23 protein-coding genes are annotated in these 26,461 nt (G+C 75.0%); 13 read left to right on the top strand and 10 right to left on the bottom strand.

The window, feature by feature from the left end; all coding sequences use genetic code 11:
• Positions 1-161 precede the first annotated feature (161 nt).
• Positions 162-1,685, bottom strand: a complete 1,524-nt coding sequence (gene exaC, locus IE326_RS20850) for an acetaldehyde dehydrogenase ExaC (RefSeq protein WP_190042578.1) — start codon at positions 1,683-1,685, stop codon at positions 162-164.
• 78 nt (positions 1,686-1,763) lie between these two features.
• Positions 1,764-3,041 carry a GAF domain-containing protein gene (locus IE326_RS20845; RefSeq protein WP_229915534.1) on the bottom strand — a complete coding sequence of 426 codons (1,278 nt, stop codon included), beginning with the start codon at positions 3,039-3,041 and terminating at the stop codon, positions 1,764-1,766.
• Positions 3,042-3,366: 325 nt separating this feature from the next.
• On the opposite strand from IE326_RS20845, the gene IE326_RS20840 reads away from it, so the two are divergent.
• The 4 genes from IE326_RS20840 (at position 3,367) to IE326_RS20825 (ending at position 9,154) form a co-directional block, all read left to right on the top strand.
• Positions 3,367-4,485 carry a serine hydrolase domain-containing protein gene (locus IE326_RS20840; protein ID WP_190042576.1) on the top strand — a complete coding sequence of 373 codons (1,119 nt, stop codon included), beginning with the start codon at positions 3,367-3,369 and terminating at the stop codon, positions 4,483-4,485.
• A 57-nt stretch (positions 4,486-4,542) separates the two neighbouring features.
• Entirely contained in the window at positions 4,543-6,594 is a 2,052-nt protein-coding gene (locus IE326_RS20835; protein WP_190042575.1) for a HEAT repeat domain-containing protein, read from the top strand.
• 59 nt (positions 6,595-6,653) lie between these two features.
• Positions 6,654-7,301: a GNAT family N-acetyltransferase gene (locus IE326_RS20830; RefSeq protein WP_150226309.1), complete on the top strand. Its 648-nt coding sequence runs from the start codon at positions 6,654-6,656 to the stop codon at positions 7,299-7,301.
• A gap of 131 nt (positions 7,302-7,432) precedes the next feature.
• Positions 7,433-9,154: a PP2C family protein-serine/threonine phosphatase gene (locus IE326_RS20825; RefSeq protein ID WP_190042574.1), complete on the top strand. Its 1,722-nt coding sequence runs from the start codon at positions 7,433-7,435 to the stop codon at positions 9,152-9,154.
• 25 nt (positions 9,155-9,179) lie between these two features.
• On the opposite strand, the gene IE326_RS20820 is transcribed toward IE326_RS20825, so the two are convergent.
• Together IE326_RS20820 and IE326_RS20815 are read right to left on the bottom strand one after the other, a co-directional pair.
• Positions 9,180-10,094 (bottom strand): phosphatase domain-containing protein, encoded by a 915-nt coding sequence (locus IE326_RS20820; protein ID WP_229915533.1) that lies wholly within the window; start codon positions 10,092-10,094, stop codon positions 9,180-9,182.
• A 2-nt stretch (positions 10,095-10,096) separates the two neighbouring features.
• A complete protein-coding gene (locus tag IE326_RS20815; RefSeq protein ID WP_190042573.1) occupies positions 10,097-11,314 on the bottom strand; it encodes a T4 RnlA family RNA ligase in 1,218 nt (405 codons plus the stop codon).
• A gap of 125 nt (positions 11,315-11,439) precedes the next feature.
• Here IE326_RS20815 and IE326_RS20810 point away from each other — a divergent pair, with 125 nt between their 5' ends.
• The gene (locus IE326_RS20810; protein ID WP_190042572.1) at positions 11,440-12,144 is read left to right on the top strand and encodes a hypothetical protein; all 705 of its coding nucleotides are present in this window, start codon (positions 11,440-11,442) and stop codon (positions 12,142-12,144) included.
• Between the two features lie 61 nt (positions 12,145-12,205).
• On the opposite strand, the gene IE326_RS20805 is transcribed toward IE326_RS20810, so the two are convergent.
• Positions 12,206-14,473, bottom strand: a complete 2,268-nt coding sequence (locus IE326_RS20805; RefSeq protein WP_308440331.1) for a M9 family metallopeptidase — start codon at positions 14,471-14,473, stop codon at positions 12,206-12,208.
• A gap of 265 nt (positions 14,474-14,738) precedes the next feature.
• Here IE326_RS20805 and IE326_RS20800 point away from each other — a divergent pair, with 265 nt between their 5' ends.
• Both IE326_RS20800 and IE326_RS20795 read left to right on the top strand, forming a co-directional pair.
• The gene (locus IE326_RS20800; protein WP_190042571.1) at positions 14,739-15,218 is read left to right on the top strand and encodes an RrF2 family transcriptional regulator; all 480 of its coding nucleotides are present in this window, start codon (positions 14,739-14,741) and stop codon (positions 15,216-15,218) included.
• Between the two features lie 78 nt (positions 15,219-15,296).
• On the top strand, positions 15,297-15,752 hold the full coding sequence (locus IE326_RS20795; protein ID WP_190043438.1) for a carboxymuconolactone decarboxylase family protein: 456 nt from the start codon (positions 15,297-15,299) through the stop codon (positions 15,750-15,752).
• 71 nt (positions 15,753-15,823) lie between these two features.
• Here IE326_RS20795 and IE326_RS20790 read toward each other — a convergent pair whose 3' ends face one another.
• Positions 15,824-16,435 (bottom strand): TetR/AcrR family transcriptional regulator, encoded by a 612-nt coding sequence (locus tag IE326_RS20790; RefSeq protein WP_150226303.1) that lies wholly within the window; start codon positions 16,433-16,435, stop codon positions 15,824-15,826.
• A gap of 66 nt (positions 16,436-16,501) precedes the next feature.
• Between IE326_RS20790 and IE326_RS20785 the strand changes: the two genes are divergently transcribed.
• Together IE326_RS20785 and IE326_RS20780 are read left to right on the top strand one after the other, a co-directional pair.
• Positions 16,502-17,941 carry a DHA2 family efflux MFS transporter permease subunit gene (locus tag IE326_RS20785; RefSeq protein ID WP_150226302.1) on the top strand — a complete coding sequence of 480 codons (1,440 nt, stop codon included), beginning with the start codon at positions 16,502-16,504 and terminating at the stop codon, positions 17,939-17,941.
• Positions 17,938-18,705: an SGNH/GDSL hydrolase family protein gene (locus tag IE326_RS20780; RefSeq protein WP_190042570.1), complete on the top strand. Its 768-nt coding sequence runs from the start codon at positions 17,938-17,940 to the stop codon at positions 18,703-18,705. The genes IE326_RS20785 and IE326_RS20780 overlap by 4 nt, the downstream gene beginning before the upstream one ends.
• 43 nt (positions 18,706-18,748) lie before the next feature.
• On the opposite strand, the gene IE326_RS41540 is transcribed toward IE326_RS20780, so the two are convergent.
• Together IE326_RS41540 and IE326_RS20770 are read right to left on the bottom strand one after the other, a co-directional pair.
• Entirely contained in the window at positions 18,749-19,906 is a 1,158-nt protein-coding gene (locus tag IE326_RS41540) for a hypothetical protein (protein ID WP_190042569.1), read from the bottom strand.
• 283 nt (positions 19,907-20,189) lie between these two features.
• Positions 20,190-20,828: a PadR family transcriptional regulator gene (locus IE326_RS20770; protein ID WP_190042568.1), complete on the bottom strand. Its 639-nt coding sequence runs from the start codon at positions 20,826-20,828 to the stop codon at positions 20,190-20,192.
• A 166-nt stretch (positions 20,829-20,994) separates the two neighbouring features.
• On the opposite strand from IE326_RS20770, the gene IE326_RS20765 reads away from it, so the two are divergent.
• The 4 genes from IE326_RS20765 to IE326_RS20750 all read left to right on the top strand — a co-directional run bounded on the left by IE326_RS20765 (position 20,995) and on the right by IE326_RS20750 (position 24,946).
• Positions 20,995-21,954 (top strand): ATP-binding cassette domain-containing protein, encoded by a 960-nt coding sequence (locus tag IE326_RS20765; protein WP_373310243.1) that lies wholly within the window; start codon positions 20,995-20,997, stop codon positions 21,952-21,954.
• Positions 21,955-22,028: 74 nt separating this feature from the next.
• Entirely contained in the window at positions 22,029-22,775 is a 747-nt protein-coding gene (locus tag IE326_RS20760) for an ABC transporter permease (protein WP_150232320.1), read from the top strand.
• Between the two features lie 185 nt (positions 22,776-22,960).
• Entirely contained in the window at positions 22,961-23,737 is a 777-nt protein-coding gene (locus IE326_RS20755) for a DUF4232 domain-containing protein (RefSeq protein WP_190042567.1), read from the top strand.
• A 219-nt stretch (positions 23,738-23,956) separates the two neighbouring features.
• Positions 23,957-24,946: a sporulation protein gene (locus IE326_RS20750; RefSeq protein WP_190042566.1), complete on the top strand. Its 990-nt coding sequence runs from the start codon at positions 23,957-23,959 to the stop codon at positions 24,944-24,946.
• Between the two features lie 78 nt (positions 24,947-25,024).
• Here IE326_RS20750 and IE326_RS20745 read toward each other — a convergent pair whose 3' ends face one another.
• Both IE326_RS20745 and IE326_RS20740 read right to left on the bottom strand, forming a co-directional pair.
• Positions 25,025-25,441, bottom strand: coding sequence for a BlaI/MecI/CopY family transcriptional regulator (locus IE326_RS20745; protein WP_150226295.1), 417 nt, complete (start codon positions 25,439-25,441; stop codon positions 25,025-25,027).
• Positions 25,442-25,687: 246 nt separating this feature from the next.
• Entirely contained in the window at positions 25,688-26,437 is a 750-nt protein-coding gene (locus IE326_RS20740) for an IclR family transcriptional regulator (RefSeq protein WP_150226294.1), read from the bottom strand.
• Between the last annotated feature and the right edge of the window lie 24 nt (positions 26,438-26,461).

Genomic DNA, 26,461 nt, shown 5'->3' with positions numbered 1-26,461 from the left:
GCCCGTGTATGGCCCGGAACCGCTGGTCAGGACTGGGATGCGGGTGGGATGAAATGGGAGAAGAGAGATATTTCGACGCTTCCCCTAAGAGAAGAGTCGGGCGCTTCCAGCAGGCGCCTGACCCGGAGAAACTCCCAGGTCAGGCGCCTGCTTTCGTGCCGTTAGAAGAAGCCGAGTTTCTTCGGCGAGTAGCTCACCAGCAGATTCTTCGTCTGCTGGTAGTGCTCCAGCATCATCTTGTGGTTCTCCCGGCCCACGCCCGACTGCTTGTAGCCGCCGAAGGCGGCGTGGGCGGGGTAGGCGTGGTAGCAGTTCGTCCAGACGCGGCCCGCCTGGATGGCGCGGCCCGCGCGGTAGGCGGTGTTGGCGTCGCGGGTCCAGACGCCGGCGCCGAGGCCGTACAGGGTGTCGTTCGCCGTGCGGATCGCGTCGTCGAAGTCGGTGAAGGAGGTCACCGCGACGACCGGGCCGAAGATCTCCTCCTGGAAGATCCGCATGCGGTTGTCGCCCTCGAAGATCGTCGGCTGGATGTAGTAGCCGCCCTCCAGATCGCCGCCGTGGCCCACCTGCTGACCACCCGTCAGGATCTTCGCGCCCTCCCGCTGGCCGATCTCCAGGTAGGAGAGGATCTTCTTCAGCTGCTCCGCCGACGCCTGCGCGCCGATCATCGTCGCCGGGTCCAGCGGGTGGCCCGCGACGATCGCCTCCGTGCGGGCGATCGCCGCCTCCAGGAACTCGCCGTAGTGGCCGCGCTGGACGAGGGCCCGCGAGGGGCAGGTGCAGACCTCGCCCTGGTTGAGGGCGAACATGGTGAAGCCCTCCAGGGCCTTGTCGCGGAAGTCGTCGTCCGCCGCCCACACGTCGTCGAAGAAGATGTTCGGCGACTTGCCGCCCAGCTCCAGCGTCACCGGCTTCAGGTTCTCCGAGGCGTACCGCATGATCAGCCGGCCCGTCGACGTCTCGCCGGTGAAGGCGATCTTCGCGACCCGCGCCGAGGAGGCGAGCGGCTTGCCGGCCTCCTCCCCGAAGCCGTTGACGACGTTCACCACGCCCGGCGGCAGCAGGTCCGCGACCAGGCTCAGCCAGTGGTGCACCGACGCCGGGGTCTGCTCCGCCGGCTTCAGCACGACCGCGTTGCCCGCCGCGAGCGCGGGCGCCAGCTTCCACACCGCCATCAGGATCGGGAAGTTCCACGGGATGATCTGCCCCACGACCCCCAGCGGCTCGTGGAAGTGGTAGGCCACGGTGTCCTCGTCGAGCTGGCTGAGCGCGCCCTCCTGCGCCCGCAGCGCCCCCGCGAAGTAGCGGAAGTGGTCGATGGCGAGGGGGATGTCGGCGGCCAGGGTCTCCCGGACCGGCTTGCCGTTGTCCCAGGTCTCCGCGACCGCCAGCGCCTCCAGGTTCGCCTCCATCCGGTCGGCGATCCGCAGCAGCACCCCCGCCCGCTCGGCCGGCGACGTGCGCCCCCACGCAGGGGCGGCGGCGTGCGCCGCGTCCAGGGCCCGCTCGACGTCCTCGGCGGTGCCCCGGGCGATCTCGGTGAACGGCCTGCCGTCGACGGGGCTCGGGTTCTCGAAGTACCGGCCGCCGGCCGGGGCGACGTACGCGCCGCCGATCCAGTGGTCGTAGCGCGGCTGGTACGCCATGAGCGCGCCCTCGGTGCCGGGTGCGGCGTAACGGGTCATCGGCAGACCTCCCTGCGGGTCGGACGGGTCGGGCTGGACGGGTCGGCGGGCGCGTCCGGCGTCCCGGCCGGCGCGCCCTCACCGCCGAGTGTGCGGAAGCGGACGTTGCAAGCCCGTTGCGGGGGAGCGGAGCGGGCGCGACGGGGCTCCCGGGGCGAGGGGCGGACGCCCCGGGAGCCCCGCGCCCGCGGGAAGGAGCGGGCGCCGCAACTCCGCCGTGCCCGCGGACAGTTCCGCCTCCAGGGCGTCCAGCCGGGCGCGTACGGGCGCCGCCTGCGCCGCCGGCACCGCCGCGCACAGCGCCCGCCACACCTCCACGTCCTCCTCGCCCCACGCGCTGTGCGCCCAGTCGGCGAGGAGCAGCGGATCCGCCCGTGCCACCAGTGCCGCCCGCAGCCGGTCCGCCAGCCGGTCCCGCAGCCGTACGACCCCGGGCGCGGCCGATCCCGGCAGCAGCGGGCCCGCGTAGTCCCCGGCGGCGGCCGCCACCGCCCCCGAGGCGAGCCGGCGGTCGACCGCCGCGAAGTCCGCGTCCACCGGACCGGCGAGGCGGTACGGGCGGGAGCACAGCAGTCCCGGGCCGAGCAGGGCCCGCAGCCGGGACAGCTCCGCGCGCAGCGTCACCGGGGTGACCGAACCGTCCTCGTAGAGGTGGGTCAGCAGTTCCTCGCCGGTCACGCCCTCCGGGCGGTGCGCGAGGACCACCAGGATCTCGCTGTGCCGCCGGCTCAGCCGCAGCCGCCGCCCGTCCACCACGAGCACCGCCTCGTCGCGGCCCAGCGCGGTCAGCCGGGGCCGCCCCGGCGCCGGGGTGAGCAGCGCCAGCCGGCCCTCCGCGGCCCGCGCCACCGCCCGCACCAGGCCGAGGCTGTGCGGGTGGGCGAGGTCCTCGCCGCCGGTGAGGTCGACCGCGCCGAGCAGCCGCCCGCTGTGCGGATCGTGCAGCGGCGCCGCCGCGCACGTCCAGGCCCGCACCGGCCGCCGGAAGTGCTCGGCCGACATCACCTGCACCGGCCGGCCGACGGCGAGCGCCGTCCCCGGCGCGTTCGTCCCCGCCGCGGCCTCGGCCCATCCGGCGCCGGCCGTGAAGTTCATCCGCCGGGCCCGCCGCAGCGCCGCCGGGTCGCCCTCCACCCACAGCAGCCGTCCGCCCGCGTCGCACACCGCGAGCAGGTGCCCGCCGTCCCGGGCGTCCGCGCCCAGCAGTTCCCGGATCACCGGCATCGCCGCCGCCAGCGGATGCCCCGCCCGGTACGCGGCCAGCTCCTCCTCGTCCAGTTCCGTGGGCGCCGTCCCGTCCCGGCTGACCCGGGCCCGCTCGGATCGCCGCCACGACTCCGCGACCAGCGCGCGCACCGCCGCCCGCGTTCCCGTCCGTCCCTCCGGCCGGGCCCCGGGACCCGGCCCGTACCGTCCGCTCCTCCGCGTCGTCACCTCGTCCAACTCGGCCTCCCCATCGAGGACGTACGGCTTCCCGGCGCACATCGTCGTGGCCCCGCCCGCCCCCGGCAAGGACCCCGGAGGGACCGCACGCGCGTTCTGACCGGGATCCGTCCCCGCCGCTTCCCGGCCCGGTCCGGTGCCGTCACGTCATCCGGGGGCCTTGACGCCCGGACCGTTCCCAGGACAGCTTGATCACTGTCCTGGGAACTGCTCCGGCGAACGGGTGAGGGGAATCTCGATGGCGGACCTGCAGGCACAGGTCGAGAGCGTCCTCCGATCGCTGGTCGACTCCGGCCGGGAGACGGGCGCGCAGGTCGCCGCGTACCTGCACGGCGAACTGATCGTCGACGCCCGGGCGGGCGACGGCGTCGGCCCCGACTCCCTCTTCCACAGCTTCTCCACCGGCAAGGGGGTGACGGCGACCCTCGTCCACGTCCTCGCCGAGCGCGGCCTGCTCGACCCCGACGCCCCCATCAGCGCGTACTGGCCCGAGTTCGGCGCCCACGGCAAGGACCGCGCCACCGTCCGCGACGCGCTGGTCCACCGCACGGGAGTGCCGCAGCTGCCGCCGGCCGTCACCGCCGAGGAGCTGTTCGACTTCGACGGCATGGCCGCCCTCGTCGCCGCCCAGGAACCCCTGTGGGAGCCGGGCACCGCGACCGGCTACCACGGCTGGACCTTCGGCTGGATCCTCGGCGAGCTCGTGCGCCGGGTCACCGGCCTCTCCGTCGCGGAGGCGCTGCGGACCCACGTCGCCGAACCGCTGGGCATCGCCGACTCGCTCCTCTACGGCGTGCCCGAGGAGCAGGCGCACCGCGTGGTGCCCCTGGTGGCGGGCTCCTGGGAGGAGCGGCTCGCGGAGATCCCGCCCGGGGCGCCCTTCTTCCTCGCCCTGCCGCACCGCGGGGTGTGGCCCGCCGCAGCCCTCGCCAACCGCCCGGACTACCTCCGCGCCGACCTCCCCGCCGCCGCGACCCTGTCCGCCCGCGCGGCGGCCCGGATGTACGCGGCCCTGCTCGGCGAGGTCGACGGCGTCCGCCTGCTCCCCGCCGAGGCCCTGCCCCGGCTGTACGCGCTCCAGACGGCGGAGCCGGACCGCATCCTCGGCGCGCCGGTCGCCAAGGGCATGGGCTACTTCCTCGACCTGCCCGCGATGGGCGGCGAACCGGCCTTTGGCCACAACGGCAGCGGCGGCAGCGTCGCCTTCGCCGACCACCGCCGCGGCCTGTCCTTCGCCTTCACCCACAGCCGCCTGACCGGCGGCCCCGAGTCCACCACCGCCGTCGAACTGGCCGCGGTGGTCCGCGCGGCGGTCGACCGGACCGAAAGGAACGCGCGGGGGACCGTCCCGCGGTGACAGGATGCCCGGCGGGGGACCGACGGGCGAGTGCACACGGGGGTGCGGATGACGGGCGTGACAGATGTGACGGGCGTGACGGGAGTGACGTTCGAGGAGCTGGACGCGGTCCGGTGGGAACTGCTGGAGCCCGCCACCGAGTTCCACCCGCCCGGGGAGACGAAGCGCGCCCTGCGCCGCCTGGTGCGCAGGGGCGACGCGGCGACCGAGGAGGACTGCCACCCCCTGTTCGAGTGCTTCGGGCTGGGCAGGGGACGGGTGCCCTCCGTCGCGACCGCCGCGCTGCCGTTCGTCGTCCGCCTCGCCCTCGCCCGCCATCCGGACCGGGGCGCCCGGGCCGCGCTCGTCGAACTGCTGGCGGGCGCGCAGAAGGAGGCGGCCGGGGCCGATCCGGCGCTGGTCGACGCCGGCTGGCACGCGGCGTGGCGGCTCCAGCGCCCCCGGTTCCCGGCGCTGCTCGCCGACCCCGCGCCCGAGGTGCGGAGGGAGGCCCTGGCCCTCGCCGAGGACGCCGACGCGCTCCTGGAGCGGTGGCGCGCCGAGACGGACCCGACGGTGCGCTTGCCCCTGCTGCTCGCGCTGGGGGGCGCCGCGGCCGCCTCCGGAGAAGCCGGGGCGGTCGACCGGGTGCGGGAAACGGTCACCGGGGTGCTGCGGACGGGGGACCCCGTCATGCGGGTCGCGGCCGTGTACGCCTGGGCCGCGTTCGACCCCGACGCGCCGGTCCGCGAGCAGGACCTGCTGGTGGACGTCCTGTCCGACCCGGCCGTCCGGCCCCGGTTCGAGACGGTCTGGTACCTGCCGGCCGTCGAGGACGCCTTCGGCCGCGAGAGCGTCGTCTCCTGGGCGGTCTCCCTCCTCGGACACGCCCCCGAGACCGCACTCTCCTTCTGCGTCCGGCTCATCGGCGCGGCCCGCGAGCACGGCGACCCCCTGCTGTGCCGGACCGCGCTGGACGAGGCCTGGCGGCTGCTCGTGGTCCGCCCGTCCGTGGCCGCCGCGCTGCTGCCGCTCGCGGGCGCGCTGCTCGCCGACCCGGACGACGGCGTACGGTACCGGGCCGCGCACCTCCTGGCCGTCCTCGGCCCGGAGGCCGCGCCGTACGCCGACGGACTGGCCGCGCTCCTCGACGACCCGGGCGAGGAGGAGTACCTGGAGGGCACCGTCGGCGACCACGCCCGCTGGGCGCTGAACCGCATCGGGGACCCCCGCGGCCTGCCGGACCTCGTCGAGCGGCTGTACGCCCCCTACCGGGACCGGTACTCCCGCGCCTACGTCCTCGGAGACCCGCGCCTGCCGGAGATCGAGGAGGTCCTGATCCCCCTGCGGGAGCACGCGCAGACCCTGCTGCCCGCGGTGCGGGAACTCCTCCGCGACCCCGGCGCGGACGGCCCGCTGACCCGCTGCTTCCTGGAGGTCCTCCAGGCATGGGGACCCGCCGCGGCGCCCGCGCTCCCGGAGGTCGTACCCCTGCTGGAAGACTCCTGCCTCTCCCTGAGCGCGATCGACGCCCTCGTGGCGATGGGACCGGCGGCGGCCCCGGCCGCTCCCGCCGTGCGCGGGGCCGTGGTCCTCGACCATCCCGCCAACCACCTCAAGGTGGCGTGGGCGCTCTGGCGCCTGGGCGGCGACCACGGCGAGGCGCTGCGTCTCGTCGGAGAGGCGGTGCCGAGGGTGGACGGACCCGGGTACGGGCCCGTCCACCTCCTCGGCACGTTCGGCCCCGCCGCCGCGCCCTACGCCGACGGGGTGCGGCACGTCATGGAGCACGGCGGCCCCTGGCTGCGCCCGCGCGCGGCGGTCGCCCTGTGGCGGATCACCGGCGACCCGGAGCCGAGCGCCTCCGTCCTGGAGGCGGACCTCTTCCCCGTGGCCGAGGGCGGCGACTCCTACGGCCCCTTCCTCGACGCCCTGCACGCCCTGGCCGACATCGGCACGCTCTCCCCGGCCGCGCGCGCCGCCCTGCACGCCGTACGGGAGTCCGACCGCCGCCTGGCCGGGTACCGGGACCACCGGGCCTTCCTCCAGGACGAGCGGATCCGCTCCGCGATCGACGCCGTCCTCGCCCGCTCGGAAGGCCCCCGGGACGCTTCCCGTACAGTGCGGTGACGGGGGAGCGCACCCATGCGCGCCCCCGCCGACGACGCGCGGGGTTCGGGGGGCGGACGATGGACGTGGCACGCTGGTGGGCCGAGGGCTGGGCCGTGTCCCGGCGGGCGCCCGCTCCGGTGGACGAGCCGTGGGGGCTGCGGATCGACGTCGGGCAGCCGGCCCAGAAGGTCCGGCACGTCCTGCTCGGCTCCGACGGCGGCACCGACGCCGACCCCGGCACCGCCCGCGCGCTCGTCGCCTCCCTCGGCGAACCCACCACGTGCGTCAAGGGATTCCTGCCGCAGGACGTCATGGCGGACTGGTTCCCCGCCGGATGGGAACCGGTCGAAGCCTGCTTCCTCATGGCCGTCGACCTGCGCCCGGCGTACGCCCGCGTCCCGGAGGGGTACACCGTCGCCGTCGAGACCGAGGGCGGCGTCACCCGCGCGCACGTCCTGACCGCGGACGGACGGCCCGCCGCGGTCGGACAGACCGGCCGGTCCGGTCCCGCCTGCGTCTACGACCAGATCGTCACCGAACCCGCCCACCGCCGCCGCGGCCTCGGCACCGTGGTGATGGGCGCGCTCACGGACGCGGCCGTCGAGGACGGGCTGTCCGTGGGCGTCCTGGGCGCGACCGTCCAGGGCCGGGCCCTCTACGAGACGCTCGGCTGGAAGACCCTCGCCCCGCTGTCGGGGTTCGTGCTCCGGCCCGCCGCCCCCTGATCCGGGGGCGGCAGGCGGTCTGCTGGTCCGTGCATGATGCCGGGACGGGCGGGCACTCGCCCGGGCAGGAGTCGAGGGCGGCGGGGCCGGGGCCGTCGACTCGGCGGCGTGCCACCGGCCGGGAGGCGATCATGGGTTTTCCGCTGCCCGACACCGTCGAAGAGCTCAAGGCCCTCATCGGGGAAGAGGTCTCCAGCCTGCGGTCCGCCGTCCGCCGCACCGCGGACCGGCCCGCCGGCCCCACCCCGGGGGACGAGGTCACCGCCTCCGTGCAGACGCTCGCCCCGATGCCCACGCTGCCCGTGCGCGGCGACTCCGGGACGTCCTGTCTCTGCAGCACCCACGACCCCGGGGCCACCGGCACCTGCTCCGTCCTCGACGCGATCCCCGCCTCCGCCGTCCTCCTCGAACCGCTCCACGACGAGACCGGGGCGGTACGCGACTTCCGCATCGTCGCCGGCAACAGGATCCGCTCGGCCGACTGGCTGGAGGCCCCCGACCGGCAGGTGGGGCAGAGGTTCCTGGAGGCCCGTCCGGGAGCCGCGGCGAGCGGCCTCCTCGCCGGGCTCGCGGACGTCATCGCGGGCGGCGGCCCCCTGGAGGGCCGGGTCGTCGACTACACCGAGCAGCGCCTGGGCCGGCTGCACCGCGCGCCGCTCCTCTACTCCGCCGCCCGCTGCGGCGAGCAGGTCCTCGCCACCTGGCGGCCGGTGCAGAGCCAGACCGAACTCCTGACGATCGACGCCCAGTACCTCGCCTCCCTCGGCTGGGGCAACTGGGACCTGCTGTCCGGGAAGGTGACCTGGTCGGAGGGGCTGAGCCGGATCTTCCACGCCGAGATCCGGATGCCCTGGACGCTGGACCAGCTCTGCGACGCCCTGCTCCCCGGCGACCTCACCGCCTTCTCCGAGTTCCTCACCTCCGTCCTGGCCGGGGAGGAACCGGCCTGGACCCGCATCCGCTTCCTCGTCCTCGGAGAGGTCCGGACGCTGGACCTCCTCGGACGGCCGGTCGCCGGGACCGACGGACGGCCCTGGGCCGTGAACCTGGTGGCCCGCGACCTCACCCCGCAGATCCGCAGCCGCCGCAGACTCGCCGAGACGGGGCGCGAGTCCGACCGGCTCCGGCGCCAGGCGCAGGCCGAGCGGCGGGTGGCCGACGCGCTGCGCGAGGCACTGCTGCCCACCCACTCCGAGGCCCTGGCCGCGGTCGGGCTGACCGTCGCGGCCTCGTACGGCCCGGCCGAACCGGACGCGGCCGTCGGCGGCGACTGGTACAAGTGCCGGCTCCTGCCCGACGGCCGCGTCCTCGTCGCCATCGGCGACGCCGCCGGCCACGGCCTGGACGCGGTGGCCCGCATGTCCCAGCAGCGGCACGCCCTCGCCGGGCTCGCCCAGACCGGCGCCTCCGCGGGCGAGATCACGACCTGGCTCAACGAACTGGTCTGCAGCGACCCCTCGGAACAGACCGCCACCGTCGTGGCCGGCCACATCGACGACGCCCGGGAGTTCCGCTGGGCCGACGCCGGCCACCCCGCGCCGCTCCTGCTGCGCGACGGGCGGGCCCGGCCCCTCCACACCGGCAGGCGCGGCCCCCTGCTCGGCGCCCTGCCCGGCTACGCGTACGAGACGGCCACGACGCCCCTGCACGCCGGCGACCTCCTGCTCCTCTACACCGACGGCATGGTGGAGCGCAGGGGCGAGGACGTCACCAAGGGCGTCGACCGCCTCGCCGACCTCGTCTCCCGCCACGCGGACGCCGCACCCCAGGACCTCATCGACCTGATCCTCGCCGACCCGGAGCACGCCGGTCACGAGGACGACGCCTGCATGCTGGCCGTCCGCCTCGACTGACCCCCGCCCCCGGAATCCGGCCGGCTCAGAAGTTGCCGTAGTTGACCTGCCAGGTCGGCAGCCCCATCCGGCGCCACACCGCGACCACCCGGTCCCGGTCGTCGAGCGACACCCGCACCGCGTAGCGGTTCCGGACGTGCGCGTCGAACAGCTCGGCCTTGACGATGTCGTCGGAGCGGCCGTCGCCGGAGGCGCGCATCCACAGCTCGTCGTACGGGACCTCGTACCGCTCCAGCCACGCCTCGGTCAGGGCCCGGTGGTCCTCGCTGCGCCCGGAGAGCAGCACGAGCCGGTCGCCGTGGGAGCCGCGGAAGGCGCGCAGGGCCTCGCGGACCGGGACGTTGAGCAGGTCGAGGTCGCACCGGCCGAAGTCGTACGGCCCGCGGTCGCCGCGCAGCGCGAGGGTGCCGTCGATGTCGCACAGGACGGCCGGGGGCAGCGCGGCGTCCGGGACGTACGGGGTGGCGGCGGGCCGGTCGTTCAGCCACTCGGCGGTGAGCCGCCAGCCGCCCCGGGTGGCCTTCGCGTGCTTCTCGGCGAGGACGCGGATGATCTCCTCGCCCACGGACCGCTCGCGGGCCGCGTCGCGGCGCACGCACTCGTCGACGGGCACGCCGGTGAAGTCGTGCACGGCGAAGGTGGCCTCGCGGCCGGTCAGGGCCGCCTTCAGCCGCCGCGGGACGTGCGGGGTGAGGTGGGTGTTGTCGACGACGACGTCGAAGCCGTCGTCGACGGCGGCGCGCACGGCGGCGTCCTGGATGCCGAGCACCGTCTGCTCGTGGGCGCGCGAGCGGCGGTCGCCGCCCGGCAGGTCGAGCATGGCGCGCAGGTCGTCGAGGTTGACGCGGCGCATGCCGCCCCCGGACCGCTCCTGGAGGGCGCGGGCGGCGGTCGTCTTGCCGGACGCCGGCAGTCCGGTCATCACGTGGACCACGGGCACGGTCAGTTCTCCTCGTCGGTGGTGAAGGGGTCGCTGGTTCCGGGGCGCAGGGAGCGCCACACGAAGAGCGCGGTGGGGCGGCCGTCGAGGCGCAGGAACATGGCCGACCGCAGGGTCGGGTCGGCCAGCTCCCGGACGGCGCGGGCGAAGGCGGCCCGGTCGCCGGCGAGCGGGGCGAGCCGCCCGTACGCCTCGTCGATGGCGCGCTCGCGGGCGGCGAACGCCTCCTCCAGGTCCGCCACGACGGACCGCACCCAGGTGTCGAACTCGTCCGGCACCTGCTCCAGGAGGGCGTCCAGGGGGCGCCCGCCCTGCGAGCGGATCCCGCCCAGCTCCGCCACGGACAGGCCGAGGCCCTGGGCGAGCTGCTTGGCTGCGGTGCCGGCGAAGCGCTGGACGCCGTGCCCGCGCCAGATGTCGCGCGCGGTGACCCCCGTGAGGACCTTGTGGAGCCGCACGTACTCGGTGAGCTTGGCCTTGGCCCGCACCCCGGACGCGAAGCGCAGCACGAAGCCCTCGGCGTCCGTGCCGGTGGCGGCGGAGCCGTCGGGCAGCGTGTTCGTCTCGGTCAGCTTGACGAGCGCTTCGAGCGGCATGGGCGGGTGCACGGTGACGACCGACCCGATGCCGTCCCACGCGGCCCCCGCCTCCGCGAGCCCGGTCTCGGTGCCGTCGGGGCCGAACGCGGCGAGCAGGACGAGGTCCCGCCGGTCGCCGTAGTCCACCACGATGCGGTTCCGCGGGTAGACGATCTCCGCCACGTACGTCACCCCGGGCACCAGCCGGGAGGTGTCGGCGGCGTCGAGCCGGCGCTGCGCCCAGGTCGCCTGGGCGCTGGTGAAGGAGCCCTTCGAGGCGACCCGCCAGCGTCCCTCGTAGTGGAAGACGATGCCGAGGCTGCCGTCGACCTTCTCGTACACCTCGAACGGCTCGTCCGGCAGTGCGGGCGCGTAGGGCCGGCCGGACTCGTGCTCGGAGACGTTGAAGAACTTCGGCAGCGGATGGGCGACGATGCGCCCGGTGCGGTCGTCGGCGACGAGCCCCCGGCAGCGGACGGTGACCCGGTTCCAGACGCCCTCGTACTGACAGCCGCGGGTGTACGTGTAGAGGGACAGCGGCAGCTCGGGGTGCGACTTGCGCGTCACGTGCCCCGCCTCCACCGCCGCCGCCAACTCCTCGGGCGGCAGCAGCGCGTCGAGAGTCAGGTACGCCTGGCTCATGGGTTTCCCTCCCGTTTCGTGGATCCCCATTCTTTCCCGCCGTCGATGGTCCCACCAGCGATTTAGGGCAGGGCCGCGGTCTGCGGCACGATGAGGGGGAGACCGGCGGAGAGCGGGGGCGGGCCATGGGTACGCGACTTCATCTGAACAGCGCTCCGTGGCCCCGGATGCCGGTCGGGGCCGCGGGGGAGTGGGCCGGTTTCTTCGACGGCGGCGCGGAGCTGGAGGCCGCGAACTGGCCGCCGCTGCTGTGGTGGGCGCTGTTCGGCGCCGGGGACCTCGCGGAGGCGAGGATCGCCGACACCGAGGACGCCGGCACCGAGGAGCACACGGAGCTGCTGGACGCGTGGGGCGACGCCACCTACCCGTACCTGGTGGTCGACGGGGAGACCGCGCTGGCGCGGCTGCGCGCCCGGCGGGAGGGGCTGACCGGGCGGATCGGCGAGCGCTTCTCGCCGCTGTACGAGGAGTTCACCGAGCTCGTCGGCACCCGTCTCGGCCCCTACGTCCTGCTGCGGACCGAGGCGCTGGCCGGCGACGGGGACGGCATCCGGACGCTGTTCGAGGAGACACTGGCCGACCTGGAACGCCTCGACGCCGGGGAACTCCCTTCGCCCGGAGGCCGGTTGGAGTCGCTGGTCGCGGATTTCCGGCGGTGGCGGCACCTCGATCCGGTCCTGCTGCTGACGGGCACCGGCCGGGGATGGCCGCCGGCCGGGCTGCGGGAGCGGCTCGCCGCCGCGGACCGGCGGCCGTCCGGAGGGGGCGCGGGCTGGTCCGCCGCGGTGGGCCGGGCGTGGGGTGCTCTCGTCCGGCGGCGGGCCGGGTGACGTCCGCCGGGACCCGGTGGGGCCCCGGCGGAGCGGTGTCACGCGGACCGGGCGGAGCGGTTCACCTGGCCTGGACCGTGAGGCTCACGCCGCTGAAGTCCTGGGCGGCGGCGAGGCTGAAGTAGACCCATCCGGACGGGGGGTTGTCGATCGTCAGGGTCTCGCCGTTCCCGGCGCCGGCCGACTTCGCCCGGTAGCCGGTGGTGGTGGCCCAGCTGCCGCCGCCGTAGTACAGGTCGGCGTTGCCGGTGCCGCCGCTGCTGGTGATCGTCAGCCGCCCGACGCCGGCCGGCAGGTACACGAAGTGGTGGCTGTAGTTGCCCGTGGTGGCGGCGAGACCGTCCCGGCGGCAGTTCTGGTCGAACTGGCGCGTGTCGGGGAGGGTGCAGAGCGGTGCGGGCGCGGTGGTGGGGGCGTCCGGCAGCGGGCCGCAGCCGTCGGTCGCGCAGGCGGTCGTCAGCCAGGCCGCGAAGTCCGCGTCGTAACGGGTGCCGATGGTCTGCTTCAGGAAGGCGCGGGCCCCGGCCCAGTCGCCCGTGCGGTACTCGCCGAGCACGGTCCGGACGTCGGCGGGGTGCTTCTGGAGCATGTAGCGGACCGCGAGCCAGCCCCAGCGGTAGACCCGGTTCGAGTTGACCTCGGGGTCCTCGTCCTGGCCGTAGACGGTGTCGAAGAGCTCGCTGAGCCGGTACGTCTTCTTCGCGGCCTCGGCGATGGCGTCGGCGTTCCGCTCGTTCCGGTAGCCGTACGAGATGTTCTCGGCGATGCCCTCGACCCACCAGATGGTCGGCGTGGTCATGCCCGCCTCGAAGTCGCCGTACATGTTGGAGCGGCCGTCGAGGTAGTGGGTGTACTCGTGGTTGAGGTTCCAGATCTCGAAGGCCGGGCGCAGCCAGCTCGCCTCGTGGGCGATGAAACGGGCCTGGTTGCCGGGGGCGGCCGGGTCGCCCTCCTCGTACATGCCGCCGTTGTCGACGTCGATGTCGTAGATCGCCCAGGCGTACAGCGCGTACTGGGTGTAGTCGTCGAAGGCGACGACCTCCAGGTTCGTGTTCACGTCACCGGGGATCGGGCCCTCGTCGCCGATGATCCGGTGGAAGTACGCGTCCTGCTCGACCAGGCTCGTACAGGTGCTCGCCAGCTGGCCGGGCGACATGTCCTGGGCGCGGATCTTCAGGCCGGGGGTGCAGGTGTGCTGGATCGGCAGGATCGCGGGGAGCACCCGCTGCCCCAGGTCGCAGATGCCGTAGACGGCGCAGTTGCCCCGGTCGTACTGGCGGGTCGCCCAGCCCAGGTTCATGGTGAGCGGTGCGGTCGGGCCGACGTTCGGGTACCGGTTGATGAGGTCCTTCAGCAGCGGACGGACCCGCTCCTTGAGTTCGGGGACGTCGAGGGCGTGGCCGAGGAAGCGCCCGACGTTGCTGACGACGTCCAGGCGGTTCAGCTGCGCGCCGTTGCGGGTGACGAAGCCGGCCCAGGTGTCGAGGATCGAGGGGTCGGCCTTGAGGGCGGCCCGCCAGCCGCGCTCGTCGTTCCGGGCCTTGAAGCCGTTGTCGACGACCCACTCGACGTGCTGCATCGCGAGGTTCATCCGGCCGGGCCAGGTGCCGTCGTAGGCGCCGAGCATCCACTTGACGACTCCGGCGTACCGGCCGGCCTCGTGGGTGCTGTCGATCAGCGTGACGACCTCGTTGAGGATCTCGCCGTTGGCGTCGGTGACGTCCTTGCTGCGGGGGGAGGCGAAGAAGGCGTCGAGCGCGCCGCGCGCCGCGCCCTCCAGCGCCGGGCCGTAGGCGCCGACGGCGTCCGCGTGGTTGTCCTGCACGTAGTAGCCGGCGCGCAGGAACATCACCAACTGGCCGGTGGAGGCACGGTTGTCGCCCGCGTACGCGGCTGCGTCGCCGCGCAGCGCGTCGGCGACGGTCACCATCTGCGCCTCGCGGAACGCCTTCCGCGCGTTCTCCCCGGTGAGGTCGAACAGCGGGTAGGTGCAGGTGATCTGGGGGAGCGCCCTGAGCCGCTGGACCAGCGTGCTGCCCGTGGCGTCGATGACGCCGGAGAGGTCGTCGCAGGCGTTCGCGGCGGCGGCCGACAACCGCTGCTCGCCCGTCCTGCCCGCGGCGGGCGCGGCCTTCGGGCCGGACTCCTCGGTGCCGTCCTGCGAGGAGAGCCGGAAGCGGGGGCTCTCGGCGATCGCGCGGGGCGACCTGGGGACCGGGATCGCCCGCGGCGCCGCCGACGCCGGGGCGCCCGCGGAGACGTCGGCGGGCGCGGCGGGGACCGCCTGGCTCTGCGGCGCGAACAGGCCGAGCGCCATGAGGACGGCCACGCCGAGCACGGGAAGTCTTCGCGCGCGGGTCCTCGATATCCGGGAGGGGTGCATCTGTGGGGGCCTCCGGGGCCGTTGGGGCCACGTGCGGGGAGCACGGGCAGTTGCCATGTGACGTGTAAAATTTCACATGTCGCATTGTTCGGGAAGGCTTCGGGCCGGATTTATTTGCCGGGGGAGGGGGTGGGGCCCTCGGCTCCCGTCAGGGGGAGGCGGAGCACGTCATGGGGCCACCGGGTGATCCCGGATGTGTAATATCCAGAACATGCAGATGAGCGAAGGCGTCGAATGGGCGCTGCACAGCTGCCTCAACCTGGCCTGGGCCGAGGAGGGGACGGCGGTCAAGGCGACCCAGCTCGCGGCGTTCTACGACCTGCCCGCGGCCTACCTCAACAAGCAGCTCCAGGCCCTGGTCCGGGCCGGGATCCTCACCTCGGCCACCGGTCCGCGCGGCGGCTTCCGGCTCGCGCGCGACCCGCGGGACATCACGCTGCTCGACGTGGTCGACGCGATCGAGGGGGGGCAGGACGCCTTCCGCTGTCAGGAGATCCTCCGCAAGGGGCCCGGAGGCCGCGCGGACGTCGACTACCGCAAGGTGTGCGCCGTCTCCCAGGCCATGCGCCGGGCCGAGGCGGCCTGGCGCCGGGAGCTCGCGGGCCAGACGCTCGCCGCGCTCAAGGAGCAGGTCGAGAGCCGGCAGCCCCGCACCCCGGAGATGACCCGGCGCCGGATCGCCAACCTCTGACCCCCGGACCGCCGAAGGAGCGGGGGGCGAGGCGTATTTCTATTCTGGATGTTTCCTATCTTAAATATGGAGGATCAGATGCAGGCGCGGATGGCGGACGTCTACCGGCTCGCGGCCGGCGGCTACCGGGCGATGGCGCAGATGGAACAGTTCCTCCAGGACAGCGGCGTCCCCCACCGCGTCCTGGAACTCGTCCGGCTGCGCACCGGACAGATCAACGGCTGCGCGGCCTGCGTGGACCTGCACGCCCACCGGGCGCACGGGGCGGGCGAGACCGACGAGCGGCTCTGGGCGGTGGCCGCCTGGCGCGACGCCCCCTTCTTCACCGGGGAGGAGCGCGCCGCCCTCGCACTGGCCGAGGCCGTCACCCGGATCGCCGACAACCCCGGCGGCGTGCCCGACGAGATCTGGGACGGGGCCGCCGAGCACTTCGACGAACGGAGCCTCGCGGCCCTGGTGATGGCCATCGCCTCGGCCAACGCGTGGAACCGCGTCAACGTCGCCACCCGCCGGACCGCGGGCACCCACCGCTGACCCCGGCGTCCGCCGCCGGGCCCCCGGCGTCCGAGGTCCGCCGGGGGCCCGGTCCGCCGGAGGGGGAGTGGTCAGTCCGTCAGGGGGAGTCCCAGGACGGCGTGCATGCCGCGCAGGGCCCACTCCTCCGTGCGGGTGTCGCCGTGGAAGAGGCGCGCCGGAGTGATGCCGGCGGCCAGTGACTCCAGCCCGTAGACGACCTGGGGGGTGTCCGTCCCGGCCGGGAGGTCCCCGGCGGCGACGGCGGTGTCGACGTCGTGGCCGAGGGTGTCCCGCCAGCGGGAGCGGCCCTCGGCGATCCGGTCGTGCACGGGGCCGGTGCGGCCGTCGTAGTCGTAGGTGACCTGGGTGAGCAGGCACCCGCCGGGGTAGCCGGGGTCGGCGGCGTAGCGCACCCAGGCCGCGCAGACGGCCGACAGGCGGGGGAGTCCCGCTCCGAGGTGGCGCACCGGCTGCCAGACCCGGGTGCGGAAGTCGTCCAGGACCAGCTCCACCGTCTCCAGCTGGAGCTTCTCCTTGCTGCGGAACTGGCCGATCACGCCCGCCTTGCTCATCCCCAGCCGGTCGGCGAGCCGGCCGATGGTGACGCTGTCGAGACCCTCCAGGGAGGCGATCTCGGCGGCGGCACGCAGCACCGACCGCCGGGTTTCCAGGGCTGCCTGAGCCGATGCACGTCCTGCCATGGCGCCACTTTACCAAACGACCGTACGCCGTTGACATACGAACGATCGTCTTCTTAAATCCTCGCCATGACGACCGCCGCTTCCCCCGGCAGGGCCTCCCGTGCCCTGCTGCTCGCCTGTGCGGGCACCTTCCTGAGCTTCCTCGACGCCACCGTGACCAACCTGGCGGTGCCGCCGATCGCCGCCGACTTCGACGTCTCGCTGACCACCGTTTCCTGGGTCGCCACCGCCTACGTCATCCCCTTCGCGGCCCTGCTCGCCCCGGCCGGACCGCTGGCCGACGCGGTCGGCCGCGCCCGGCTCTTCCTCGTCGGCGTCGCCCTCTTCACCGCCTCGTCGCTGCTGATCGCCGTCGCCCCCGCCCTGCCCGTCCTGCTCGGCGCCCGCGCCCTCCAGGGCCTGGCGGCGGCCCTGCTGGTCCCCGCCTCGCTCGGCCTGGTGCTCGCGGAGGTCCCCGCCGAGAGGCGGCGCGCCGCGATCGGCGTGTGGAGCGCGGCGGGCGCGCTGGCCGCCGCCGCGGGACCCGCCCTCGGCGGCCTCATGGTCGAAGTCCTCGACTGGCGGGCGCTGTTCTGCCTCAACCTGCCGGTGGGCGCCTGGGTGCTGATCGCCGGCCGGAAGCTGCCCGCCGGCGAGTCCCGGACCGGCCGGGGCCCCGACCTGGCGGGCGGCCTGCTGCTCGCCCTCGGCGTCGGCTCCGCGGTGTACGGGCTGACGCAGGGCCCCGACCGGGGCTGGTCCTCGGCGCACGTGCTGACCGCCGCCGCCGTCACCGTGCTCGCGGGCGCGGCGACCGTGCTCCGGGCGCTCCGGCACCCGCGCCCCGCGCTGCGGCTGGACCTCTTCCGCAGCCGCCCCTTCGCCGTCGCGAGCGGCGTCTCCCTCGCGTACGGCGCCGCGCTGTTCACCACGATGCTGCTCGGCGTGCTCTTCATGACCGGCGCCTGGCACTACTCCGCCCTCCAGGCCGGACTCGCGATGAGCCCGGCGGCGCTCGTCACCGCCGTGGTCGGCATCGGCGTCGGACGGCTCCCCTTCGCCCTCTCCCCGCGCACGATGGTGACCGCGGGCTCGCTCCTCGTCGCCGCCGCGACGGGCACCCTGGCCCTGCTGATCGACACCGAGCCGCGCTTCTGGACGCTCTGGCTCCCGACCGGGACGGTGATCGGGGCCGGCGTCGGCCTGGCCACCGTCGGCATCTCCAGTGCCGCCGCCCTCTCCGCCGCGCCCCGGCACTTCGCCGCCGCGACGGGCATGGTCATGGCGGCCCGTCAGGTCGGCGGCGGCCTCGGCATCGCCGCCACGACCGTGATCATCGCGGAGACGCCGGGCGCGGGCGCCGCACCGTACGCCGCCGTGTACGGGTTCGCCACCGCCGTCAGCCTGGCCGCCGCCCTCGGCGGCCTCGCCCTGCGCCTCGCCCCCCAGGCCCCGCCGAGCCCCGAGCCCCCGGCCGGGCGGACCCCGGCCGCCGCCGCCCCGACCCCCGGAGGAGACCGTCGATGAGCTCCCGACCGGACCGGCCCCCCGTCCACACCCCGCCCACGGCCACCGCCGAAGCCGGACCCGCCGCCCCCGCGGTCCCCGCCGATCCCGCCGTCGAGTCGTCCGACCCGTACTGCGTGTCCCCCGACACCGCCGCCGAACTGCTCCGCGGCCTCCCGTGGAACCGGCTCGCCGTGCTGGGCGACAGCGTCACCGCCGGCGTGATGGGCCCCCTGCCGGGCTACCGCCACCGCTCCTTCGCCGACCGCTTCGCCGACGCGCTCGCCGCCACCCGCCCCGGCTTCGCCGCGGTCAACCTGGCCGCGCCCCACCTGCTCGTCGACGAGATCCGGGACCGGCAGGTCGTCCCCGCCCTGGAGTTCGAGCCCGACGTGGTGATGGTGAGCGCGGGCGGCAACGACGCCTTCCGCGACTTCGACCCGGAGACGCTGCGGGCCCGGCTCGCCGCGCTCCTCACGCCCCTGGCCGAGAGCGGCGCCCTCCTCGTCACCATCGGCCTGTTCGACCTCGCCCGCTCCGGGCTCGTCCCGCCGGAACACGCCGACGGCATGGCCCGCCGCTTCGACGAACTCGACCGGATCACCGCCGGCCTGACGCACGCGCTCGGCGGCGTCCACGTCGACACCCACCACCACCCGCTCGCCGCCGATCCCGGCATCTACGCCGACGACCGCGTCCACGGCAACGCCCGCGGCCACGCGGTCGCCTTCGCCGCCCTCGCGACCGCCCTGGCCCGGCACGCCGGGCGGCATCCGGCCGACTGACCGGGTCGGCACCGGGGGAAGGAGCCGGCCGGCCCGCCGTCGATCAGACCTCGCGGACACCGGGGCGTCCCGCGCGTCCGGAGAGCTCGGCCAGCGACTCCGCCCACAGGCCGGGCAGTTCGGCCGCCGCCGCGTGAGCCCGGTCGTGGACGACCGCGAGGCGGGCGGTGCCGGCCGCCCGGGTGAGGGAGAAGTAGCCGAGCATGCCGGGGCTGTTCAGGCCGAAGACGCTCGTGGCGAGCGGGGGAGCGCCCAGGACGCGGTAGTCGCCCCGGATGTGGATGTGGCTGGCGGCCAGCCGGAAGGGCGTGCGCGTCGTCGTCCGGTCGAGGAGACGGGGCGGGAAGCGCAGCAGGGCCCGCCAGCCGCCCTCCCGCAGCCCGGACCCCTTGTGCGCGAGGGTCTGCCCGGTCACCGCCGCCAGCCGCTCGCCCGGGTCCGCCGTCCGGCACGGCAGCCGCAGCATCGCCGGCAGGGCGGCGTTCCCCGCCGCGAGCCGCGCCTCCCGGGTGCGGACCGACATCGGCATCACCACCCGCAGGTCGTGCACCCGCTCCGCCCGCCGCCGCTGGAAGGCGGCGAGCGCGCCGGTCACCGCCGTGAGGTACACGTCGTTGACGCCCGCGCCCCACCGGGACGCCACCGCCCGCAGCTCCGCGTCCGGGACGTCCGCGTACGCGAAGGCCGCCCGCCCGCTCGGTGCCGCCCCGCACCCCGGCGGAACCGTCTCGTGCGCGGGGAACCTCCCGAACGGCGAGGCGCCCAGCCAGGCGAGCGAGGACCGCCCGGACGCGGGCGGGCGGTACGGATGCGGGCCGGGGACGGGCTCGTCGGCCAGCAGCGCGGCCACCAGGTGGGCGGCGCCGACGCCGTCCGTGACGGCGTGGTCGATGCGGAAGCACACCCGCTGCACGCCCTCGTCCCGGCACGTCAGCAGCCGCAGGTCCCACCCCGGCGCGGGCCGGGCGGGCAGCGGCCCGCCCCACACCGCGTCGGTCGCCTCGGCCAGCCGGCCGTCGACCCGCTCCCCGGTGACGTGCGGTTCGGCGCCGGACGGCGCGGTCCGCGTCCAGGAGCGCGCTCCGGGGACCGCCACGACCCCCAGGGCCTCCAGCCCGGCCGCCCGCCCGGCCACGCGGGCGCGCAGCGCGTCGAGAGTGAACGACCCGGCGGGGAAGTCCAGGACGTGACCCACCAGCATCGGCGCGGCCCCCCGGGCGGGGAGCAGCGCGAACGCCCGGTCCAGCGCGTTCGTCCTCCCCGGCAGGTCAGCCGCCCGGGCCCCGGCACCGGCCCCGGCGTCAGCCCCTGTCCTTGTTCCTGCCCCTGCCCCTGTCCCGGCGCCGTTCCCGGCCCCGGCCCCGTCCACGTGTCCCGACATCCTGCGGACCCGCATGACCACCTCGTCCTCGATCGACCGAAAGTCGTCTGTACGAACGAGGCACCCCCACGGGGGACACGGTCTCAAGGCCGCCGAGGGGCCGTCAGCGGTCGTCCTCCGGGTGCGGGCCGGTCGCGTACGGGTTCGGTTCGTCGTCGCCGAGGACGCCCACGAAGGGCTCACCCTCCCCGGCGAAGGAGTACGCGCCGCCCTCGATCCGCTCGACCAGGCCGCGGGTCCACTCGGCGGCGCTGTCGGCCGAGTGCACCCACATGTTCATGATCTCGCCGATGTGGCCGAGCTGTTCGGGGCCGCCCTCCGGCACGTAGTAGTCGGTGACCGAGGACCGCCAGCGCGCGAGCCCGTCGATCCGCCGCCGGAGGAGGGCGACGGCCTCGGCCCGCGGCAGGTCGACCATGAAGCCGATGCCGGCGGAGAGCGCGTCGGACTTCTGCTCGTGCGAGCTCAGGGCCTCGCGCAGCAGCGCGAAGTACTCCTCGGTTCCCCTGTCGTTGATCTCGTACTCGACGCGGGGCGGGCCGCCGGCGGTGCTCGGGGCGACCTCGTGGGCCACGAGGAGCCCTTGCTTCGCCATCTGCTTGAGCGCGTGGTACACCGAGCCCGGCTTGGCGTTGGACCACTCGTGGGCGCCCCAGAACTCCAGGTCGTTGCGCACCTGGTAGCCGTGGGCCCGGCCGTGCTGCCGGACCGCGCCGAGGATCAGCAGGCGGATCGCTGACATGGGGTCTCCTCGGTGGGCGGCTTCTACCGAGGTCACTGTACAAGTTTGACTAGCGCGAGGTCCCCCCGGCGCCCTCCCCTCCCGGCCCTTCCGCATCCCCTCATGTAATCAAGTTTGACTAGCTGTGCCCGGTGCTCTACCTTGCAGCACTAGTCAAGTTTGACCAATGAGAGTGCGGGAGGGGCTTGTGACGGACCGCGATCCGGCGATCGTCATCGAGGGACTGTGCAAGAGATACGGGGAGAAGCGGGCCCTCGACGGCTTCGACCTGACGGTCGGGGCCGGCACCGTCCAGGGGCTCCTCGGCCCGAACGGCGCCGGCAAGACCACCGCCGTGCGCATCATGTCCACGCTGCTGCGCCCGGACGGGGGGCGCGTCGAGGTGGCGGGCGCCGACGTGCGGACCCGGGCCGCCGAGGTGCGCGCGCGGATCGGGCTGCTCGGCCAGAACGCCGCCGTCGACGAAGAGCTCGGCGGACGCCAGAACCTGGAGATGTTCGGCCGCCTCCACCACCTCGGCGCGCGCCGCGCCGGCGCGAGGGCCGACGAACTCCTGGCCCGGTTCGGCCTCGCGGACGCCGGGAGCAAGGCCGTCGCCAAGTACAGCGGAGGCATGCGGCGACGGCTCGACCTGGCGGCCTCCCTCATCCGCCGGCCGCGGGTGCTCTTCCTGGACGAGCCCACCACCGGCCTCGACCCCCGCGGCCGCGCGGAGGTGTGGGACGCGGTGCGCTCGCTGGTGGACGGCGGCACGACCGTCCTGCTGACCACGCAGTACCTGGAGGAGGCCGACCAGCTGGCCGACCGGATCGCGGTGATCGACCGCGGGAGGGTCGTCGCGGAGGGCACGGCGGACGAGCTGAAGTCCAGGACCGGCGGCGACCGCATCGACGTCGTCCTGCGCGACGCGGCCCAACTGGCGCGCGTCGCCGCGCTCCTGCCGGGCGAGGTGCGGATGGACGAGGACCGGCGGATGGTCAGCGCCGCCGTCGCCGACCGGACGGCCGCGCTGACCGGGACCGTACGGGCGCTGGCGGCGGCCGGCATCGAGGCGGAGGACATCGCCCTGCGCCGCCCCACCCTCGACGAGGCATTCCTGCACCTGACGAAAGGGGCCGCCGCGTGAGCGCGATCCACGACACGGACACGGCGCCCGCCGCCGGATCCCGGCTGGGCTGGGCGGTGGCCGACTCCTGGACGATGACCCGGCGCGAGCTGGCCCACTGGGCCCGGCGGCCCGCGCAGGTGGTCGTCGGCCTGCTCTTCCCGGTGATGATGCTGCTGATGTTCGGCTTCCTGATCGGCGGCGGCCGGGGGGTCGACGGGGACTTCAGGGCCTATCTGGTGCCCGGCATGCTCACCATGACCATGGCCTTCGGTCTGGAGGCGACGATGCTCGCGGTCACCCAGGACCTCGGGAAGGGGGTCGTCGACCGCTTCCGCTCGATGCCCATGAACTCCGGCGCGGTCCTGGTCGGACGGAGCGTCGCCGACATGCTCCAGTCGGCGGTCGGCCTGCTCGTGATGACCGCGGTCGGCTACGCGGTCGGCTGGCGTTGGCACGAGGGGTACGCCTCCTTCCTGGGCGCGCTGGGGCTGCTGCTGCTCCTGCGGTTCGCGATGCTGTGGATCGGCATCCACCTCGCGATGGTCGCGGGCACGCCGGACATGGTGCAGGCGGTGCAGATCCTGGTCTGGCCGGTCGGCTTCCTCTCCAACGCCATCGCCTCGCCCGCGTCGATGCCCCCGTGGCTCGGCGCGGTCGTGGAGTGGAACCCGCTGTCGGCGACGGCCACCGCCGTGCGCGGCCTGTTCGGCAACCCCGGCGCGGGCGGCGACTCCTGGGCCGCCGCCCACGCCGGACTCCTCGCCGTGGCCTGGCCGGTGGCCCTCGTCGCCGTGTTCTTCCCGCTCGCGGTGAAGCGGTTCCGCGACCTGGGCCGCTGACGGGCCGCACGCCCCCGGTGCGGGGCTCCGGCGGGAGCCATGGTCACGCCGCGGCTGCCGATTCGTGCGAGGGCTGTAACAAACGCGGGACGGCGGTGACCGGATCTCCCGGGGTGGCAAGAATGACCCCGTCGCTTGTACACACGGACCGGCTCCGGCGCGGTCACGGGGGAAGAGAGAACGGCATGAACTCGAAGACGGCCAGAGCCGGTTCACCACGTCGCGGCCTGCGCGGCGCCGTCCTGGGCGCGACCGTCGTCGCGGCCCTGCTGACGGCCACCGCCTGCCAGTCCTCCGACGGTGACGGCAAGGCGGCGCCCACCGCCGCCTCCCCGACCGCGGCCCCGCCGTCGGCCGCCGCTCCCTCGGCCTCCGCGTCGACGGGCGGGGGAGCGACCCCGGAGGCCACCGCGTCCACCGGCGACTCCGGGACCGGCACCGGCGGCAGCCCGACCGCCGAGGGGGCCGGAGACAGCGGCGAGACCGGCGGCGGCAACGGCACGAAGTACGCCGACTGCGAGGCCGCCGGACTGGGCACCGAGGTCGAACTCCAGGACGCGCCGGGGGAGACCCCCCGCCACTTCCTGCTGACCGTCACCAACAACGCGAAGACGCCGTGCGTCCTCAACGAGGCGCCGCTGGTGCGGCTCAAGGCGGGCAACGACGCCCCGACCGTCCAGACCCTCGGCGAGCCGGACACCGAGCCCGTCGTCGTGGAGGGCGGCGGCAAGGCGTACGCGGGGCTGTACGTCTTCGGCAACGACGAGGGCGGCGAGGCGGAGTACGACCAGTCCGACCGCTTCACCGCCACCCTGGTCGCCGGCGAGGGCACCGAGCTGAGCGGCACGCTCGTCTTCGACCTGCCCGACGGCCTCGACACCGTCTCCGTCGACGACGCCGCGCGGGTCAACGGCTGGGCGGGCACCGAAGGTCTGGCGATGCGTCCGATCACCCAGCTCTGACGGCCGGCACGAGGACCGTCGCCCCGGCACCGGGGCCCGGGGGGCAGGCACCGCTCACGGCGGCGCCTGCCCCCCGGGCGTTCACCCCTCGCCCGGGGCGGCCACGGCCCGGCGGCCCTCCCGGTCTTCTGCCCTATGCTTCTACATGCATGTAGAAGAATGGGCGTGCGCCGGTCGAAGTGCCGTGCCGCACCGGGGACATGAAGGAGTGAACGCCCGATGGTGTTCAAGCGTCTGCTCGGCTCGCTCGGCGTAGGGGGCCCGTCGGTGGACACCGTGCTCGATCCGGGCGCCGTGGCCCCGGGCGGCACCGTCGCCGGACAGGTCCATCTCCAGGGCGGCGGTGCCGACTTCGCGATCGAGCACATCACCCTGGAGCTGGTCGCCCGCGTCGAGGCCGAGCACGCCGAGGGCGAGTCGGAGGGCCTGGTCGTCTTCCACCAGCACGTCGTCGCGGGCGGCTTCCGCCTCGCCGGGGACGAGCGCCGCAGCGTGCCGTTCTCCTTCGTCCTGCCCTGGGAGACCCCGGTCACCGAGCTCTACGGACAGGACCTCGGCGTCGTCCTCGGCGTCCGGACCGAACTCGGCGTGGCCGGAGCCAGGGACAAGGGCGACCTCGACCCGCTCGCCGTCCGCCCCCTGCCCGTCCAGGAAGCCGTCCTGGAGGCGTTGGGACAGCTCGGCTTCGGCTTCAAGTCGGCCGATCTGGAGCTCGGCCGCATCGGGGGGACGGGGCAGCAACTTCCCTTCTACCAGGAGATCGAGCTGATCCCGGCGCCCCGGTACGCCCACCGGGTCGACGAGATCGAGGTGACCTTCCTCGCCGACCCCGCCGGCCTGGAGGTGGTCCTGGAGGCCGACAAGCGGAGCGGCTTCCACTCCGAGGGCCACGACGCCCTGGCCTGCTTCACGGTCGGCCACCAGGAGGTCGAGAGGACCGACTGGAACGCCGAGGTGGAGGGCTGGCTCCGGCAGCTCGTCGAGCACCGCGCCCCGTACGCCCACGACGGGCATCACGGCCATCACGGAGAGGGCCACCACTCCGGCCCCGGCATGGGCACGGCGGTCGCGGCCGGTGCCGCGGGGCTGGCCGTCGGCGTGGTCGGCGGCATGGTCGCCGCCGAAGTCGTGGACGAGGTGGGCGACTTCTTCGAGGGTGACGACGAGGGCGACGAGGAGGAGTACGGGGACGAGGACGGCGAGGACTGACCGACGAGGAGGCCCGGCTGCCCGGGGGCGGGGGACCAGAGGCCCGGGGGCCCGTCGGGTTCCTCCCGGGCCTCCTCCTCACCCCTCCGCGGGGTGCTCCGGAGGCTCGGAGGGCTCCGCGGCCTCCAGCAAGGCGCGCAGAAGACGCTCGTCACCGGGGGACAGGGTGGTCACGAAGCTCGTCAGGACGGCCTCGCGGTCGGTCTCCGAGTCCAGCACCCGGCGCATCCTCAGCGCCGCGAGCCCCGCCTCGTCGGCTACCGCCGTCCACCGGAAGGAGCGCCCCGAGCGCTCCCGCGCGACCGCCCCCTTGGCGTGCAGCCGGGTCAGGATGGTCACCACCGTGGTGTAGGCGAGGTCCCCGCCGAGCCGGTCTTGCACCCAGGCCGCCGCCACCGGCTCCGGCGCCGTGCGGAGCAGGGCCAGTACCTGCGTCTCCAGCTCGCCCTGCCCCCGCCTGCGCGGAGTCCGGCCGGCACCACCACGGTCCGTCATGCCTTCGGCCTCCTCCGGTCCCGCGCCCACCGCGGGCGCGGTTCATCGTACTGACCCCCTCCGTGCCCCCGCCGTCCACCCGGCGCCCTGCCGGGGCCCGGCGGACAGCCGGCCGCCGGACGGCGCCGCCCGGACGAGGAGGCCGCCGCCCCGGCCGGGCTCGTCGCGCCGGCCGCTCCCGCGGCGACCCGGGCGGCGACGCGGTGTCGCGCCGCCGCCCGGGCCACCGCGGGTTCACGCGCTCCGCTACGGTCTGCGGCGGGCGAGCGTGCCGCCCAGGGCGGTGGCCGCGGCGCGCACCGCGTTCGCGTGGGACTCGGGCCGGAAGCGGCCCACCGGGCCGGTCACGCTGACGGCGGCGACCGCCGTCTCCCCGTCCGGCGCGAGGACCGGCGCGGCCACGCACAGCAGGCCCGGCGTCGACTCCTCCCGCTCGTAGGCGACGCCCGTCTCGACCGCCTTCACCAGCTGGCGGCGCAGCAGGCCGGGGGCGATCACGGTGTGCGGGGTGCGCCGTTCGAGCGGGGCCGTCAGGACGGCCGTCCGCTCCTCCTCCCCGGCGTGGGCGAGCAGCACCTTCCCGATCGCCGTGCAGTGCAGCGGCATCCGCCCGCCGGGCCGGGACGGCGTCCTGGCCTGCCGATGCCCGCCGATCTTCGCGACGTACACGACCTCGTGCCCCTCCCGGACCCCCAGGTGCACCGTCTCGTGGGTGCGCTCGTAGAGGTCCTGGAGGAACGGCATCGCCACCTCCAGGAGCGTCCGCTCGGCCGCCGCCCGCATGCCCAGCTCGAAGAGCCCGCCGGAGAGGCGGTAGCCGTGCTCGGTCTTGTCCAGGAGGCGGTGGTGCACCAGGTCCCCGGCGACCCGGTGGACGCTGCCCTTCGCCAGACCGGTGCGCCGCACCAGCTCGGCGAGCGGCAGCACGGAGTCCGCCGGGCCGAACGCCCGCAGGATTCCCAGGGCCTTGCCCAGGACGGTGTCGCTGTCCTCCACGGACAAGAGCGTACCGCTGAGTGG

Origin of the sequence: Streptomyces filamentosus, assembly GCF_014654895.1 — a bacterium.
Lineage (GTDB): Bacteria > Actinomycetota > Actinomycetes > Streptomycetales > Streptomycetaceae > Streptomyces > Streptomyces filamentosus.
Note: the sequence above shows the minus strand (reverse complement) of the source record. Positions and strands in the feature narration are given on the sequence as shown.

Bases quoted from the DNA above. Each gene is read 5' to 3' on its own strand.
- IE326_RS20825 (WP_190042574.1), top strand. From the start codon at position 7,433: ATGGGTTTTCCGCTGCCCGACACCGTCGAAGAGCTCAAGGCCCTCATC.
- IE326_RS20815 (WP_190042573.1), bottom strand. From the start codon at position 11,314: ATGAGCCAGGCGTACCTGACTCTCGACGCGCTGCTGCCGCCCGAGGAG.
- exaC (WP_190042578.1), bottom strand. From the start codon at position 1,685: ATGACCCGTTACGCCGCACCCGGCACCGAGGGCGCGCTCATGGCGTAC.
- IE326_RS20780 (WP_190042570.1), top strand. From the start codon at position 17,938: ATGAGCTCCCGACCGGACCGGCCCCCCGTCCACACCCCGCCCACGGCC.
- IE326_RS41540 (WP_190042569.1), bottom strand. From the start codon at position 19,906: ATGCTGGTGGGTCACGTCCTGGACTTCCCCGCCGGGTCGTTCACTCTC.
- IE326_RS20810 (WP_190042572.1), top strand. From the start codon at position 11,440: ATGGGTACGCGACTTCATCTGAACAGCGCTCCGTGGCCCCGGATGCCG.
- IE326_RS20750 (WP_190042566.1), top strand. From the start codon at position 23,957: ATGGTGTTCAAGCGTCTGCTCGGCTCGCTCGGCGTAGGGGGCCCGTCG.
- IE326_RS20795 (WP_190043438.1), top strand. From the start codon at position 15,297: ATGCAGGCGCGGATGGCGGACGTCTACCGGCTCGCGGCCGGCGGCTAC.
- IE326_RS20790 (WP_150226303.1), bottom strand. From the start codon at position 16,435: ATGGCAGGACGTGCATCGGCTCAGGCAGCCCTGGAAACCCGGCGGTCG.
- IE326_RS20830 (WP_150226309.1), top strand. From the start codon at position 6,654: ATGGACGTGGCACGCTGGTGGGCCGAGGGCTGGGCCGTGTCCCGGCGG.
- IE326_RS20840 (WP_190042576.1), top strand. From the start codon at position 3,367: ATGGCGGACCTGCAGGCACAGGTCGAGAGCGTCCTCCGATCGCTGGTC.
- IE326_RS20760 (WP_150232320.1), top strand. From the start codon at position 22,029: ATGACCCGGCGCGAGCTGGCCCACTGGGCCCGGCGGCCCGCGCAGGTG.
- IE326_RS20745 (WP_150226295.1), bottom strand. From the start codon at position 25,441: ATGACGGACCGTGGTGGTGCCGGCCGGACTCCGCGCAGGCGGGGGCAG.
- IE326_RS20755 (WP_190042567.1), top strand. From the start codon at position 22,961: ATGAACTCGAAGACGGCCAGAGCCGGTTCACCACGTCGCGGCCTGCGC.
- IE326_RS20770 (WP_190042568.1), bottom strand. From the start codon at position 20,828: ATGTCAGCGATCCGCCTGCTGATCCTCGGCGCGGTCCGGCAGCACGGC.
- IE326_RS20765 (WP_373310243.1), top strand. From the start codon at position 20,995: ATGAGAGTGCGGGAGGGGCTTGTGACGGACCGCGATCCGGCGATCGTC.
- IE326_RS20800 (WP_190042571.1), top strand. From the start codon at position 14,739: ATGCAGATGAGCGAAGGCGTCGAATGGGCGCTGCACAGCTGCCTCAAC.
- IE326_RS20785 (WP_150226302.1), top strand. From the start codon at position 16,502: ATGACGACCGCCGCTTCCCCCGGCAGGGCCTCCCGTGCCCTGCTGCTC.